Origin of the sequence: Kitasatospora sp. NPDC089913 (assembly GCF_044748625.1) — a bacterium.
Taxonomy (GTDB): Bacteria; Actinomycetota; Actinomycetes; order Streptomycetales; family Streptomycetaceae; genus Kitasatospora.
Genome location: NZ_JBIVGI010000015.1, coordinates 86,517 through 101,295, shown reverse-complemented (window position 1 = coordinate 101,295; position 14,779 = coordinate 86,517). Strand labels below are relative to the sequence as shown.

At 72.5% G+C, this 14,779-nt stretch carries 11 protein-coding genes; all 11 read right to left on the bottom strand.

The window, feature by feature from the left end; translation table 11 throughout:
* Window positions 1-3: 3 nt before the first annotated feature.
* The 11 genes from ACIPYS_RS22980 to ACIPYS_RS22930 all read right to left on the bottom strand — a co-directional run bounded on the left by ACIPYS_RS22980 (window position 4) and on the right by ACIPYS_RS22930 (window position 14,754).
* Window positions 4-939: a phosphate ABC transporter ATP-binding protein gene (locus ACIPYS_RS22980; protein ID WP_400748864.1), complete on the bottom strand. Its 936-nt coding sequence runs from the start codon at window positions 937-939 to the stop codon at window positions 4-6.
* Between the two features lie 38 nt (window positions 940-977).
* Window positions 978-1,919: a class E sortase gene (locus ACIPYS_RS22975; protein ID WP_093861280.1), complete on the bottom strand. Its 942-nt coding sequence runs from the start codon at window positions 1,917-1,919 to the stop codon at window positions 978-980.
* Window positions 1,916-3,847, bottom strand: coding sequence for a substrate-binding domain-containing protein (locus ACIPYS_RS22970; protein ID WP_400748860.1), 1,932 nt, complete (start codon window positions 3,845-3,847; stop codon window positions 1,916-1,918). The genes ACIPYS_RS22975 and ACIPYS_RS22970 overlap by 4 nt, the downstream gene beginning before the upstream one ends.
* Window positions 3,848-3,912: 65 nt before the next feature.
* The gene (gene pstA / locus ACIPYS_RS22965; protein WP_400748857.1) at window positions 3,913-5,166 is read right to left on the bottom strand and encodes a phosphate ABC transporter permease PstA; all 1,254 of its coding nucleotides are present in this window, start codon (window positions 5,164-5,166) and stop codon (window positions 3,913-3,915) included.
* 58 nt (window positions 5,167-5,224) lie between these two features.
* Complete coding sequence (gene pstC, locus ACIPYS_RS22960; RefSeq protein WP_360019201.1) at window positions 5,225-6,244, bottom strand: phosphate ABC transporter permease subunit PstC; 1,020 nt, start codon at window positions 6,242-6,244, stop codon at window positions 5,225-5,227.
* Window positions 6,245-6,356: 112 nt separating this feature from the next.
* Window positions 6,357-9,224, bottom strand: a complete 2,868-nt coding sequence (locus ACIPYS_RS22955) for a hypothetical protein (protein ID WP_400748854.1) — start codon at window positions 9,222-9,224, stop codon at window positions 6,357-6,359.
* Window positions 9,225-9,475: 251 nt separating this feature from the next.
* Window positions 9,476-10,060 carry a hypothetical protein gene (locus tag ACIPYS_RS22950; RefSeq protein WP_360019203.1) on the bottom strand — a complete coding sequence of 195 codons (585 nt, stop codon included), beginning with the start codon at window positions 10,058-10,060 and terminating at the stop codon, window positions 9,476-9,478.
* 238 nt (window positions 10,061-10,298) lie between these two features.
* Window positions 10,299-11,372, bottom strand: a complete 1,074-nt coding sequence (locus ACIPYS_RS22945; RefSeq protein WP_360019204.1) for a substrate-binding domain-containing protein — start codon at window positions 11,370-11,372, stop codon at window positions 10,299-10,301.
* A gap of 376 nt (window positions 11,373-11,748) precedes the next feature.
* Window positions 11,749-12,156, bottom strand: coding sequence for a hypothetical protein (locus ACIPYS_RS22940; RefSeq protein ID WP_400748849.1), 408 nt, complete (start codon window positions 12,154-12,156; stop codon window positions 11,749-11,751).
* Window positions 12,146-12,568 carry a DUF1508 domain-containing protein gene (locus ACIPYS_RS22935; RefSeq protein WP_093861274.1) on the bottom strand — a complete coding sequence of 141 codons (423 nt, stop codon included), beginning with the start codon at window positions 12,566-12,568 and terminating at the stop codon, window positions 12,146-12,148. Before ACIPYS_RS22935 ends, ACIPYS_RS22940 begins: the two co-directional genes overlap by 11 nt.
* Before the next feature lie 275 nt (window positions 12,569-12,843).
* On the bottom strand, window positions 12,844-14,754 hold the full coding sequence (locus tag ACIPYS_RS22930) for a GAF domain-containing protein (RefSeq protein WP_400748845.1): 1,911 nt from the start codon (window positions 14,752-14,754) through the stop codon (window positions 12,844-12,846).
* Window positions 14,755-14,779 lie beyond the last annotated feature (25 nt).

The following is a 14,779-nucleotide window of genomic DNA, read 5'->3' as shown; positions in this document are numbered from 1 at the left end:
CGGTTACCCGAAGCGGCCGTTGACGTAGTCCGAGGTCCGCTGGTCGCGCGGGTGGTGGAAGACCTGCTCGGTCGGCCCGTGCTCGACGATCCGCCCCGGGGTGTCGTGGGTGGCCAGGAAGAACGCGCAGCTCTGCGAGACGCGCTGGGCCTGCTGCATGTTGTGGGTGACGATCACGATGGTGAGCTGCCCGCGCAGCTCCGCGATGGTCTCCTCGACCCGGCGGGTGGAGGTCGGGTCGAGCGCCGAGCACGGCTCGTCCATCAGCAGGATGTCCGGCGAGACGGCCAGCGACCGCGCGATGCACAGCCGCTGCTGCTGGCCGCCGGAGAGCGAGCCGCCCGGGGCCTCCAGCCGGGTGGCCACCTCGTCCCAGAGGCCGGCCTGGCGCAGGCTGGTCTCCACCAGGTGCTCGCGCTCGTCCTTGCCGACCTTGATGCCGGCGAGCTTGAGCCCGCTGGCGACGTTGTCCTTGATGGACATCGCCGGGAACGGGTTGGGCCGCTGGAACACCATGCCGATCCGGCGGCGCACCTCGGCCGGGCGGCGGCCGGGGCGGTAGACGTCGTCGCCGTCCAGCAGCACCTCGCCGGAGAGCGCGGCGCCGCGGACCATCTCGTGCATCCGGTTGAGGATCCGCAGGTAGGTGGACTTGCCGCAGCCGGACGGCCCGATCAGCGCCGTCACCTCGCCGGCCGGCATGGCGAGCGAGACCCGCTCCAGCACCTTGCGGGCGCCGAACCAGGCGGAGACGTCGCGGGTCTCCAGCCCGGCCAGCCGGGGCTCCTCGGCGTAGCCCTGGTAGTGCGCGTCCTGCGGGTAGAGCAGCTGCCCGTCGGGTCCGGCGTGGCTGCCGTCGACGCCGGCCGGGACGGCGGGCAGGGTGATCGTGGTCTCGGCCGGGTCGCCCGGCCCGTGGCCGGTCGGTACGTGGGTCATCGGTGCATCCGTCATCGGTACGGTCCTCCGGGCGCGCGTCAGTAGAGATTGGGCAGCAGGGCGGCGGCGTTCTCGTAGACCGCCCAGAGCAGCGCGCCGACGACCGGTGCGAGGCTCAGGTAGGCGGCCGAGCGGTGCCAGTACCGGGCCAGCACGACGACGGCGACCACCGCGCCGAGCAGTCCCAGCGTCCACAGCTGCAGCGCGGCCAGCGCGCCCTTGTCGGCGGCGAGCGCCTTGTCGTACGGCACGGTGGCGGGACGCCCGCCCGGGTTGACCACCGGGTCCCCGTCCAGCCGCGCCCCGATCATCACCGTCGACTCCGGGATCCAGTCGGAGTCGCTGGTCACCAGCACCAGCCGGTTGCGGACCGGGTCCACGATCGGGTGGTCCTCGTCGCCGTACACGTTGACGGTGTAGGTGAACTTGCCCTGGCCGGTGGTGGCCTCGATCCGGTCCCCGACCCGCAGCTTGTTCAGCTCGCCGAACGGCGCCCCGAAGGTGGCCCCCCGGCCGAACAGCACCGCCACCCCGGTCTGGCCGGGCAGCGCGGTGTCCCGGCGGTGGCCGGGGCCGCGCATGAGGTCCCGGCCGGTGGTGCCCTCCACCACGACCACCTGGTGCAGCCCGATCGCCGGGATGTCCAGCAGCGCGACGGGGGAGCCGTCGGCGGCCTTGCCGGTCGGGGCGACCGCCCGGGCGAGCTGGTCCCGGAAGGACTTGTACGCGGTGGACTGGAAGTGCTTCTGCTGGACGTGCGACAGGGTGAACAGGTAGCCGACGAAGCCCATGGTGATGGCCGCGAGCAGGCTCACCGCCCAGGCCGCCTGCAGGAACCTGACCCGCTTGGCCGTCCGGCCGGAGCCGTCGGACCCGGCCGGAGCGGTCCGCGGCGCCGGGCCGGCGGGCGGGGCCGCGCCCGCCGGGGCGGGCGCGGCCGGCGCCGGACCGGCGGGCTTCTCCAGCGCGGGCGCCGTCATGACCGGCCGCCCGTCTGCGAGCGGCGGCGCAGCAGCCGGCGGCCGAGCAGCGGCGGGACGACGACGACGGCGAGCAGTTCGAGCGCGGTGAGCGTGCTCAGGGTCCAGTCCTCCGGGCGGCCCGCGACCTCGACCACGTCCGCGGTGACCTCGGTGGCGGTGCCGCTGCCGCGGCCGCGTGCGACCACCTGGCCGGTCTGCGGGTCGACGACCTGCTCGGCGGCCTGGTCGTCGGTCCCGTCGACCGCCGCGTTCGGGTCGTCGGCGGCCGGGGCGTTGGGGTCGGCCGCGGCGCCACCGGTGCCGGCGTCACCGCCGGTGCCGCCCGTGCTGCCGGCGCCGCCGGTGGTGGCCGCGCCGCCGGTGGTGCCGGTGCCGGTGGAGCCGGGGGTCTTGGTGGTGGTGGCCTTGCCGGTGCCCCCGGCGCCGCTCGTCGTGGCCGCGCCGCCGGTCGCGCCGCCGGTGGAGCCGGAGCCCCCGGTGGCCGCACCGCCCGCCGCTCCGGCGCCGCCGGTGGCGGCACCGCCCGAGCCGGAACCGCCCGCTGCCGCGCCACCGGTGGTGCCGGAGCCGCCCGAGGTGGTTCCGCCCGTCACCGGCTTGCCGTTCTCGACCTTGCAGTCCAGCGGGGCGCCCTTGGCGTCGCAGGGGCTGGGCTGCGGGGCGTTCTTCAGAACGGTGAGCTCTTCACCGGTGAAGGTCGGGTTGGGGCAGTTGGCGAGCGTGTTGGGGTCGACCGTGCTGGCGTTGCCAGGGATGTGCTGGGTCTGCAGGATGCCGCCGCGGACCAGGTTGCGGGGGATCGGCGAGTACCCGAGCTCGTCGGCCTTGCCCTGGCCGGCGCAGAGCACGTACGAGATGAAGCGGCTGAGCGCGCTGCCCTTGTCGTCGTTGAAGCGCGGCGGCGGCGGGAGCGCGGCGTCCTTGCGCGGGACGATCAGGTAGCTGTAGCTGGAGACCGGGTAGGACCGCGGGTCGTTGTTGACGTAGACGCCGTCGAGGTTCTGCTGCAGGAAGTTCGGGTCGCTCGGCGAGGTGCTGTCGTCGACGCCGCGGATCTTGGCGGCGGTCAGGGCGACGGCGACGTTGGAGGCGGTGGGCAGGGTGTAGTACCCGGCGGGGTTGAGCACCTTGACGACGGGCCAGTTGCTGCCCTTGGCGAAGGCGTACTCGTCGTAGCCGATGGTGCCCTCGCCCGCGGAGCCCATGATGTAGTTGGCGACGACGTCGGAGCCGTTCAGCGCCTTCGTCTGGGCGGTCCTCGGAAAGAACTCCGTGTAGTCGCCGCAGGAGACGTTGTTGATGCTCCGACAGTACTCCTCCCACTCGGCCTGGAAGGTGTGCTGCATCCACCGGGTGAACTGGGCGGTGGCGCCCGAACCGTCCGATCGGACGATCGGGATCATCGGGATCGAGGGCAGCGCCTTGCCGTAGTCGGCGGTGATCCTCGGGTCGTTCCAGTTGGTGATCTTACGGGTGAAGATCTCGACGATGGTCTTGGGCGAGAGCCGCAGGTCGCGGACCTGCTTGCCGGCGACGGTCAGGTTGTACATGAACGCGGTGCCGCCCGCGGTGATCGGGACGTAGGAGTACCCGTACACCGGGTTCTCGACGTTGCCCGAACCGCCCTCGTGGCCGCCCGCGCCGACGCCGGTGTCCGGCTGGGTCCGGAAGGGGACGTCGGAGGCGGTGAAGTCGTTCTGGCCGATCGCCCACTGGTTGCGGCCCGCGGCGGAGCCCGACGGACTGAAGTTGATCTTGATGCCCATCGGATTGACGTCGTTGCGCCACTGGTCGATGGCCGGACCGGCCCAGCTCGACCCGTCGGCGTTCAGCGAGGTGGCCGCGAACGCCGGGACGGCCTGTCCCAGCAGCAGTGCCGCCGCGGTCAGGCACAGGGTGAGCAGCATGGCGGCGGTACGTGCCACGGGTCGGCGAACAGCCTCCCACGACATGGGAACTCCTCTGGTTCGGTGGGTGGTTGTTACGGACATCAGCTCGCTCCTGCCACGGTGGTACCGGAGGTCGTCCGGTGGGCTCCGGCAACAGCGGGTCCGGCGGCCGCGACCGTCCGGCGCTCGTGGGCGGACCGCTCGGCGGCCCGGGCGCCCCGCTCGATCCGGCGGCGCTGGCGACGGGTCAGCTGCCCGGGACGGCGGCCGCCGAGCACGCGCGCGGTGACGAAGAGGATCAGCACCATGAGCATCAGGGCGAGGGCCGCCGCGAAGGCCCGCGCGACCATGTCGGGGTAGGGCTGCTTGACGTAGTTCCAGATGTAGAGCGGCAGCGACACCTGGCGGTCGCTGAACGGGTTGGCGTTGAGCTGGGTGGTGAAGCCCGCGGTCAGCAGGACCGGCGAGGTCTCGCCGACACCGCGCGCCATGCCGAGCACCACCGCGGTCACCAGACCGGGCCGGGCGGTCGGCAGCACGACGTTCCACACCGTGCGCCACTGGCTGGCGCCGAGGGCGAAGGAGGCTTCCCGCAGCGTGCCCGGCACCAGCCGGATCACCACCTCGGCGGCGCGGGTGACGATCGGCATCATCATCACCGTCAGGGCCAGCGAGGCGGCGAAGCCGCTCTTCTCGAATCCCAGGGTGATGATCACGACGCCGAGGATGAAGAGGCCGGCCACGATGGACGGCAGCGCCGTCATCGCCTCCACCAGGGTCCGCACCGGGCGGGCCATCCGGCCCCCGACCTCGGACATGAAGACCGCCGCCGAGATGCCCAGCGGCACCGCGAACAGGGTGGCCAGGCCCAGCTGTTCGAGCGAGCCGAGGATCGCGTGCACCGCGCCGCCCGAGGTGATCGGCGAGAGCGCGGAGGTCGTCTCCATCGACTCGGTGAAGAAGTTGAGGTGCTGGGCCGCCTCGTAGCCGCGCATCGAGACGTAGCCGATCTGGTCGGCGATCAACGCCACCACCGCGAGGCCCGCGCTCCAGGCGATCACCGCCACCAGTCGCTCGCGCACCAGCAGCGGCCCCCACTGGAGCCGGCCGAGGAGGCTGTAGCCGACGAGGAACAGCAGGTACCAGCAGAGCAGGAAGCCGAACGCACCGCTGAACGGCATGACGCGCTCGTAGAGGATCCAGTCCAGCGCCAGTGATCCGGTCGCGGCGCCGAGGACGGTCAGCACGTCCTCACGGGTCACCCCGCCGATCCTGATCCGGCGCTCGGCCGGCGGCGCGGCCTTCGGCGGGGCCGGGGCCGGGGCGGTTTCGGCCGGCAGATCGAGTGTGGTCATCGGGTCGTCCCTTCACAACGGGGCGGCAACGGGCGGGGGCGGGGGATGCGGTTCACGGTCAGTCCGCCGTGGCCGCGCCGGAACGGGACCGGTTGATCACGAACCCGGCCGCCATGTTGACCAGCAGGGTGAGCCCGAACAGCACCAGGCCGGCCGCCATCAGCGCCGAGAGCGAGAGCGGGTCCGACTCGCCGAAGCGCAGGGCGATCAGCGCGGAGATCGAGTTGGCGCCGCTCTCCAGGACGTGGCTGATCCGCTCGAAGTTGGGCGAGATGATCAGCGCCACGGCGATGGTCTCGCCCATCGCGCGCCCGAAGCCGAGCATCACGGCACCGATCACGCCGCCGCGGCCGAAGGGCAGCACCACGGTCCGCACCATGCCCCAGCGGGTCGAGCCGAGCGCGTAGGCGCCCTCCCGCTCGCCCTGCGGCGCCTGGGAGAACACCTCCCGGCTGAGCGAGGTGACGATCGGGATGATCATCAGCGAGACGACGACACCGGCGATGAAGGTCGACGAGGTGTAGGAGCTGGCGATGTCACCGGTGCGCACCTTGAGGAAGGGGATCGTGCCGCCCAGGTGGTCGGACATCCAGCGGACGAAGCCGATGATCCGCGGCTGGAGGAAGAACAGGCCCCAGAGGCCGTAGACGATGCTGGGGATCGCGGCCATCAGGTCGACCAGCGAGATCAGGGTCGCCCGGAGCCGGACCGGCACGTACTCGGAGATGAACACGGCCGAGGTCAGCGCCACCGGGACGGCGATCAGCAGGGCGATGACGGCGATCAGCAGGCCGTTCGGCAGCACGGCGGCGATGCCGAAGCTGTGCGCCTGGGTCAGCCACTTCTGCTCGGTGATGAAGGAGAAGCCGACCTCGCGGAGCGCGTCGGCGCCGCGCAGGACGAGGAAGAAGGCGATCAGGCCCATGATCGCGAAGACTGAGAGCCCGGCCGCCCGCAGGAAACCGCGGAACACCCGGTCACCGGGCGTGGACGGGGCGGTGATGGTGCGGGGTGTGTCGTGGTCCGGCTGGCCTGGAGTCTCGGCGAACGGTGTCGCGGGCTCGGCGGCGGCTGTCATGGTCTGCTCTCCGGCGCGCTCGGTACGGGACAGGTGCGGGGGGACTGTCGGGGACGGGGAAGGCACTCGGCGGGGCCGGGACAGCGGCCCCGCCGAGTCGGAACGTGCGCCGTCAGACGCGGCGGCCCGGACGCAGGCGCGCCCAGACCCCGGACGCCCCGGCGGCGATCCTCGCGCCGGCCGGCGTACCGGCCAGGACGAGCGCCAGCGGGCCTCCCACCAGCAGGACCGCGCCGGCGATCAGCGCGATCGGCAGCAGCAGCCGGGCGCCGCCGGAGCGGTCGGCGGCCGGCGTTCCGGCGGCGACCGGAGCGGCGGCGAGCGGACCGGTGGCGGCCGGAGCGGCGGCCGGGGTCGACTTGGCCGGAGCCGGGGTCGACTTGGCGGGCGCCGCGGCCGCGGGTGCGGTTGCCGCGGGAACCGCGGCGGTGCCGGAGCCCGAACCGGTACCGGCCGCACCGGTCGTGCCCGAGCCGGTGGACGTCCTGCTGCCGGTGGAACCCGAGGTACCGGTGGAGCCCGTCGAACCCGAGGTACCGGTCGAGCCGGTGGAGCCCGTCGACCCCGTCGAACCCGAGGTACCGGTCGAACCCGTGGACCCCGTCGAGCCGCCGGTGGTCCCACCGTCGCTCCCGCCGGTGGTCCCGCCCGTGGTCCCGCCGGTGCTCCCACCGTCGCTGCCGCCGGTGGTCCCGCCCGTGGTCCCGCCGTCGGTCCCGCCGGTGGTCCCGCCGTCGGTACCACCGGTGGTTCCGCCGTCAGTACCACCGGTGGTCCCGCCGTCGGTCCCGGGGCCGCCGGTCTGGCCGCCGTTCTCGCCCCCGGGCTCGGTCGGCTTCGGGCCCGGCTGGTTGCCGGGGTAGGTGCCGTCCTGCGCCGCCACGTGCGCCGCGGCGGACCGGGCCTGTGCCTGCTGGTCGCCCGTCAGGGCGAGGAAGCCGGCGGTCAGGAAACCGGGCTCGTTCCCGTACCGCTGGCCCTCGGCCGGGTCGGTCACCCGGCGCAGGAAGTCCGAGGCCGCCTTCGCCTTCGCGGCGGAGAGGCCGCCGGTCGGCATCATCGCGTACTGCACGACCGACAGCGGGTACGCCTGCGCCGAACCCGCGAACGCGGTTCCGGCGACGCCGTACGGCAGCGTCTGGGTGCCGGTGGCGGGGTCGACGGGCATGGTCGCGACGGCGGCCCCGAGCGAGTCCTGGGTCGGCTTCACGAACTGCCCGGCCGGGTTGCGGAGCGCCGCCTCCGGCATGCCGTACGCCTTTGCCTGACCGCTGTCCATGATCGCGAACAGCCCGCGGCGGCCGGGGTCCACCGGCGCGCAGCCGGGGTGCTTGCCGTCCACGTCGGCGTACGGGGACTGGCAGGTCGGCTTGGCCATCAGGAGGTTGCGCGCGACCTGGGCCAGACCGTTGTTGAGCGGGTTGATCTCGTACATCTTCCAGTCGCCGGGGCCGGAGTAGTCCTGCACCCTGATGGCGTCCACCGGGTAGCCGGCGAACGCGGGCTGCCGGTAGAAGGTGTTGACGTGCATGCCGTTCGGGTCCGGCTCGCCCCGCAGGAAGGCCGCGGCCTCCGGGTCCGCGGCGATCCACGAGGTCAGCTGGTAGATCAGGTCGGTGGTGCCGCCGAGCACGATCGGCGCCGAGTCGGCCAGCCAGGCCTGGTCGGTGCACTTGGGCCAGCGCTGGCCGCCCGCCGGGTCCAGCTGGTTGAGGTCGAGGAAGTCCTTGTCCTCGAAGATGCACACCGGGTTGTTCGCGACCGAGTCGATCGTGACGCCCTTGACCATCGCATAGGACTGGGTCAGCATCTTCGCCAGCAGTCGCGGGGTCAGGTTGAGCGTCTTGATCTGGCCGGAGTTGGCCACGTCGTCGACCACGTAGGCGACCGAGATCGCCGTGGTCGCCAGCGGCGCGTAGACGTACGGGCGGTTCGCCGGTTCGGTCTCCGGGAGTGCGGTCAGGGCGACGTCCGGCCCCGTCTGCTTCCGGAAGTTCGCCCTGGCCTGCGGCTCGCCCTGGTTCGCGATGTAGTCCACCCCGAGCGCGTTCGAGCCCTGGCACAGACCGGCGCGCCACTGCTGCATCGCGCGGTTGGCCATCGCCAGGCCGGCGACCAGCAGGTCCTGCGAAGCACTGGGGCAGTCGCCCGCGGTCGGCGCGAAGGAGAGCGGGATCACGACCCGGTTCGCCCAGGCGCAGCTCTCGCCCGGGTTCCAGGTGTCGTTCTCCGCGCCGTTCATGGCGAAGATCGACTCCGAGGCCGCCGCGAAGAACCCGCTCTCGACCGGATTGTCGAGGGTGTGGTTCGCGCAGTCGAGCTGGTAGTTGTCGGTCGTCCAACCGAGCGAGTCCCCACCGTAGTTGGCCTCAACGACCAAGGAGCACGGGTGGGTGGAGTCGCAGCCGAGGCTCTGGCTCTCCTGGGAGGTCCACACCTCGATGTCCGCCTCGCCGCGGCCGTCGGGGCCGGTGACCCGGACCGCGCCGTTGAAGGGGTACTCCGGCGTGGTGGTTCCCGGCGGGGGCGCCGGCTGGAGGAAGCCCTTGGCCGGGTCCTGGTTGAACTTGGTGCTGCCGTAGCAGTCGTGCACGGTGGGGTCGGTGCCCCGGCACTGGTAGATCCGGACGGGGTAGAGCTCCTGGCCGGTGGGGCTGTTGAGCTTGACGAACTTCACCGGCTGGCCCAGCGGGTCCACGGTCGGGGTGAAACCCTCCCAGGAGACGTGGACGACCTCGTTGCTGAGGTTGGCGGTGGAGGAGACGGTGATCTTTCCCTTGGGGCCGTAGTCCTGGCTCGCGGGGCGCCAGACGGCCGGCCCGTCCACGGTCGTCGCCGTGGCCGCCGCCGCCTGCGGAACCGTTCCCGCGCCCAGCGGCAGGATCGCCGAGACTCCTACGACCGCCCAGGCCGTCCCCAGTGCCAGCAGTCCCCTCCTCCACCTCCCCAGGGCTCTCGAACCCGGTGGACGGACTCTCATGACGTGCACCTCCAGGGACGCGCTTCGCGCGTAGACGGGGAACCGGCCGGACCCCGGCGCGAGTTGGCCAGATGCCGCCGATGGTCAGTCACCATTCGGCCAGCCGTACATGGACGCCGTGGATCGCCAGGGTGTACGAGGCCACAACTCGCCTGCGAACAACCCCTTTTGATCACTCCGCCGGCCGTTCCCCGGAGCGCGGAACAGCGGGGCCCGGACATCCGGACCCCGCCGCCGTTACCTGGTGCGTGTCAGCTGCCGGCCTTGAAGGTGAAGTTCAGCGAACCCACCGACTGACCCGCGGTGAAGAAGGTGGTGTTCAGCTTGGTGTCGAGGTACTTCGCACCCTCCTCGTCCACCTGGAGGTCGCTGGCGGTCAGCGTGCTGGCGGCGGCGTTGCCGGAGACCGTGGTGTCGCCGGCCGGGTCGAGCAGCGCGACCGGGGTGGTGCCGCCCTGCGGCACACCGGTGATCTGCCAGTTGCCCACGTTGAAGGACAGGTTCTTGAAGACGGCGGTCTTGCCGGTGCGCAGGTTGATGAAGAGCAGCCCGCCGCCCAGCTGGACGTCGCCGTAGTAGCCGGGGAGGTTGGCGGAACCGCCGGTCACCGGGAACGCGGCGGACAGGCCGGTGGCGCTGTCGTAGGAGCCGGTGGCCGTCGGGAGGGCAAAGACCATGACGCCCGCCGAGAGGGAGTTGATCAGGAAGGTGTTGCTCTCGTTCACCACGGCGCTGCCGGTGGCCGGGGTGGCGGCGGAGGCCGAGGTGGCCGCGCCGGTGGTGGCGAGCACAACAGCGGTGGCAACGGCGGCAAGACGGGCGCTGGTGCGGGACATACTGCTCTCCTAGGTGTGCAACGTGGAACGGTTCGGCCATGAGGCCGTGGGTCGGGCTTTCGCGCGGTGTTGCGGTGGAGCGGTGCCGCGTTCGTACGGTGCTGTGTGCGTACGGCGCCGCGGCGGTGGTGCGGTGGTGCGGTGGTGCCGCCGGCCCGCCCGGAGTCGCTCCGGGCGCCCCGGCGTGGCCCGGCGGCCAGGGGCGCAAGCCCCCGGCCGCCGGAAGTACGGGGTGTGATCAGACCGCGTGGGTGGTGCTGCCGCAGGCGCCGACCGGGAGGGTACGGAAGCCGTAGCTCTTGATGTCGGCGGTGGCGGTGGCGTTCTTGCAGATCCAGCCGTTGGTGCCGAAGATCGCGCGCAGCGCGGTGCCCTGGGTGTCGGTGGCGTTCCAGTTCGCCTCGCGGACGACGTTGTAGACCACGCGGCCGAAGGCGGTGTTGGCGAAGGTCGCCGACAGGGCGTTGGTGCCGTCGACCGGGGCGATGCCGTCGATCGAACGGATGGTCAGGGCGCCCGCGGCGTCGCTGCCGCTGCTGTGGCCGTTGTAGACCTGGCCGATGTAGTGGGCGGCGGAGTAGGGAACGATCGCGTTCGGGTCGTTCAGGAGCGCGTCGGTGCCCTGGTTCTCCTGGACGGTCGGGTTGGCCAGGACGCAAGCGCCACCGTTGGCCAGGCCGAGGGCCGACAGGAAGAAGGAGCGGGTGCCGGAGCCGACCTGCGGGAGGAAGGCCTTGATGGTGCCGCCGGCGCCCGTGTAGCCCGGGATCTGGTTCCAGTTGGTGTAGGTGCAGTTGTAGATGTTGATCAGGTCGTTCTTGGACAGGTTGGTCGGCGCGTTGCTGCCCGTCGTGGTGGTGGCGACGGAGACCGCGTCCTTGGCGAAGGCCACGAACAGGTCGGTGGTCGGGTCACCCGGGACGGTCGGGGTGCTGTTCTTCGGGCCGCGCGAGGAGCGGGCGAAGTCGACCGTGGTCTTGGTGGTGGCGTCCAGCGCGGAGATGCCGGCGCTCGAGCCGTTCGGGCGGGCCAGCGAGGTGGCACCGGTCTTGGTGGTGATCGGCGAGGAGCCGGTCGCGTCCCAGCTGTACAGACGCGGGAGGGTGCTGCTGGCGCCCAGGAACGCGTTGTAGTCGGTCGAGAACTGGTTCAGGACGGCCTGGGTGGTGTCCGAGCCGACGCCCACGATGTCCTGCGCGACCGGCAGGGTGGGCAGGGTCGACGGGTCGGCGACGGCGGTGCCGGCGGCGACGGTGGCGACCGAGGTGGCGATGGCGGCGGCGGCGAGCAGCTTGGCAGCGGTCTTGCGCATGTTCCTCTTCCTCCGGTGGGAGAGCAGTACATCGCTGTGCCCGGGTACTGGTGGTCAGTGACCGGGGCCGGTGGCCACGTCCGCGGTGGCCGCTCCGGCAGTGCCGATCCTGTCGGTCGGCCCGGTTCCGTCGGAAGGGCCGAGCCCGGCCGCCGGCGATTGTCGATTTCTCGGTTCGGAGAGGTTTAGCGACAGGTCAGCGCGGCCGCGGAGGGTGGGAAAGTCGCAGGTGGGAGGCCGGTGACGTTCTTCTCCAGGTGGCGACTCGGGGGGTTGCCGGATACCTGGGCTTCACCGGAAGAGGGGGAAGCCGGCCCCTGTGCGGGGCCAGCACGAACAGCCGCCCGAAGGCGGCTGCGGAACTGCGGACGGGCCGTCAGAACGGCCAGCTGTCCTCCCGGCCGGGGCGCCGCGACTCCTGGCCCAGGCGCTGGAGCCCGGACAGGAATCCGGTCACGCCGGCCTGGCACTGGTCGCGCCGGAGGTAGCCCCGGGCGCTGCGGGCCACCGGCCCGGCCGCCTCGGCGGCACCCGGACGGGTGGTGCGGACCGGCAGGTAGGCCGTCCAGACCCAGAGCCGGGCCTCGGACTGGCCGACGGTGCACCGCAGTGCCGTCCGCTCGATGATCAACTCACGGACGGCGTCGGTGAGTTCCTGCTCGTTGCGATAGGTGCGCACGCCCACGCCGAGCTGTCTGCCGTTCGCCGCTCGCAGCGCCCAGGACAGCGAACGGTCGCCGACCGGGACGGAGAGCAGGCGCGGCCCGCGTCGCTCAGTGGACATCGGACGTTCTCAACGACGGCCCCCGCTCCATCGGTTCGGGACGTTCGAGGGCCGGCTGTTTCGCCAGCAGCACCACGAAGCGCCGGAAGGCGTTCTGACAGGTCGCGTACCGCTCGTAGGCACGGCTCGACCGCACCTCCGGGAGGTTGCGGGTGCCCGGGACCACCCAGACCCACCCGATGCCGTCCCGGACGTGCGTGATCCGGGCGGTGAGCCCGTCCGCGACGACCCGTAAGCCGTCGAAGCCGCGCTCCGCCTCCGCAGCCGTCTCGTACCCGGCCGCGGTCACCGCGACAACGCGCCCGTTCGGCGCCTTCAGTTGCCAGCGGTACCGTCCGTCCGGCGCCCGTTCGGCCCGGAATCCCCCTCGACCTGCCCCTGCTGCGGTGTGACCGCGGCCAGACGCGTCCACTGCTCCCCCACGGTCCGGTTTCTCTCCGAGACGGGAGTAAAGCTATGTGTGCACACGAGAGCGCCGGAAGGCCACGAAATGCACAACTTTCTCCGTTGGCCGGGAAGTTCTCTCTCGTTAAACTTTCACCGACTGCACACCTTCCGCGCGCCAAGCACTCCCGCCGGCGCTGCGCGTCGTTCACCAACCGTTCGAGAATGTCCCGAGTCGCCCCGACCATTCCGACGCCCGGCCGGCCCCGCCGACGGGGCGTCGCCCGGCCGCCCGACGGACACTCAGAGACGCGCCGTCCAGCGCACCCTGGTACCCCGGCCGTACGGCCCCGGCTCGTGCCAGGCGTCCCCGCCCAGCGCCTCGGCCCGCCGGGTCAGATTGCGCAGGCCGCTGCGCCGCCCGCCCTCCGGGATGCCGACCCCGTCGTCGGTGACGGTCAGCAGGACCCCGGGGCGCCCGCCCCGGTCGAGCGACTCCGGGTCGCCGCCGACGGGCCGGCCGTCGTCGTCCAGGTGCACGGTCGAGTCGACCTCGACGCCGACCCGGGAGGCCCGGGCGTGCCGGGCCGCGTTGGAGAGCATCTCCCGCAGCGCCGCGAGCAGTTGACGACCGGTCTTCTCGCCGACCAGGCTCTCCACCGGGCCGACGAAGGAGACCGAGGGCTTGAAGCCGAGCGCCGCAGCGGTCTGGCTGCACTCGCGCAGCACCCGGGTCCGCAGGGTGTCCGGCGCGTCGCCGTGGTCGTCGTGCTGGAGCGCGTAGATGGTGGTGCGGACCTCCTGGATGGTGGCGTCCAGTTCGTCGACGGCCTCGCCGATGCGGACCTTCACCTCGGGGACGATGGCCCGCCGGGCGGCGCCCTCCAGCATCATCCCGGTGGCGAACAGCCGCTGGATGACCAGGTCGTGCAGGTCGCGGGCGATCCGGTCGCGGTCCTGGAAGACCGCGAGCCGCTGCTGGTCGCGCTGGCCCTCGGCGAGCCGCAGTGCGAGCGCGGCCTGCGAGGCGAAGGTCTCGGCCAGCTGCTTCTCCCCGTCGGTGAACGGCATCGCGCCCCGCGGACGCCATACGCACAGCCCGCCGAGCACCCGGCGGGCGGCGACCATCGGCACGGCCAGCGACGGGCCGAAGCTGCGGGCGAGCCGGATCACCACGGTCGGGTCGGTGGACATGTCGTCCAGGTGGACGCTCTCGCCGTCGAGCAGCCGGGCGGCGAAGCTGTCCGGCGGCAGCAGTTCGCCGCGCACGAACTCGGCCGCCTCCCCGGAGGCGTGCGCGACCCGCATCCGCACGGTGCCGGCGTCCTCGTCGGCGACCGGCAGCAGGATCATGCCCAGCGCGGCGTCCGCCAGCTCCCTGACCTGCTCGGCGGCGACGGTGAGGGCGATCTCCGCCTCGTCCCTGGAGAGCAGCGCCGTGGTGACGGCGGCCGCCCCGGCGATCCACCGCTCCCGGCGCCGGCCCTCCTCGTAGAGGCGGGAGTTCTCGATCGCGACCCCGGCCGCGGCGGCCAGCGCGTGCACCACCTGCTCGTCCTCGGGGGTGAAGGCGCCGCCGCCCTTCTTCTCGGTCAGGTAGAGATTGCCGAACACCTCGTCGCGGATCCTGATCGGCTCGCCGAGGAAGGTCCTCATCTCCGGGTGGTGCGGGGGGAAGCCGTACGAGCGGGGATCGGCGCCGAGCTCGCCGAGCCGCAGCGGCTCGGGGCGGTCGATCAGCGCCCCGAGGATGCCCCGGCCGACCGGCAGCTCGCCGATCCGGGCCGCCACCGCGTCGTCCACTCCGACATGGATGAAGTCGGAGAGCCCGTGCCCGTTGGGGGCGATCACCCCGAGGGCGGCGTAGCGGGCGTCGACGAGCTCGGCGGCGCCGGTGGCGATCCGGTGCAGGGTGGCGTGCAGGTCCAGACCCGCGCCGACCGAGACGACCGCCTCCAGCAGCCGCTGCATCCGGTCGGTGACGGCGGCGGCGGACTGCAGCCGTTCGGCCACCTCGGTGACCAGGGTGTCCAGGCCCAGCGAGGCGATCTCGGGGACGCGGTGGGGCACCTGGTCCGCCTCCGGGTCGCCGGGGGCGGAGGGCACCCCGGCCGACCCACCGGCCGCCACCGGCCCGGCGGCCCCGCCGGACGCGGCGGACGGGGCGGGCGAGTCGGTCCCGGCGGGCTCGGGCAGCTCTGGCGTGGGGTCCATGACGATGAGCGTAGTTTGTACGGTT

Coding starts and splice junctions, on each gene's coding strand:
- ACIPYS_RS22945 (WP_360019204.1), bottom strand. CDS start 11,372: ATGCGCAAGACCGCTGCCAAGCTGCTCGCCGCCGCCGCCATCGCCACC.
- pstC (WP_360019201.1), bottom strand. CDS start 6,244: ATGACAGCCGCCGCCGAGCCCGCGACACCGTTCGCCGAGACTCCAGGC.
- ACIPYS_RS22975 (WP_093861280.1), bottom strand. CDS start 1,919: ATGACGGCGCCCGCGCTGGAGAAGCCCGCCGGTCCGGCGCCGGCCGCG.
- ACIPYS_RS22950 (WP_360019203.1), bottom strand. CDS start 10,060: ATGTCCCGCACCAGCGCCCGTCTTGCCGCCGTTGCCACCGCTGTTGTG.
- pstA (WP_400748857.1), bottom strand. CDS start 5,166: ATGACCACACTCGATCTGCCGGCCGAAACCGCCCCGGCCCCGGCCCCG.
- ACIPYS_RS22980 (WP_400748864.1), bottom strand. CDS start 939: ATGACCCACGTACCGACCGGCCACGGGCCGGGCGACCCGGCCGAGACC.
- ACIPYS_RS22955 (WP_400748854.1), bottom strand. CDS start 9,224: ATGAGAGTCCGTCCACCGGGTTCGAGAGCCCTGGGGAGGTGGAGGAGG.
- ACIPYS_RS22930 (WP_400748845.1), bottom strand. CDS start 14,754: ATGGACCCCACGCCAGAGCTGCCCGAGCCCGCCGGGACCGACTCGCCC.
- ACIPYS_RS22940 (WP_400748849.1), bottom strand. CDS start 12,156: ATGTCCACTGAGCGACGCGGGCCGCGCCTGCTCTCCGTCCCGGTCGGC.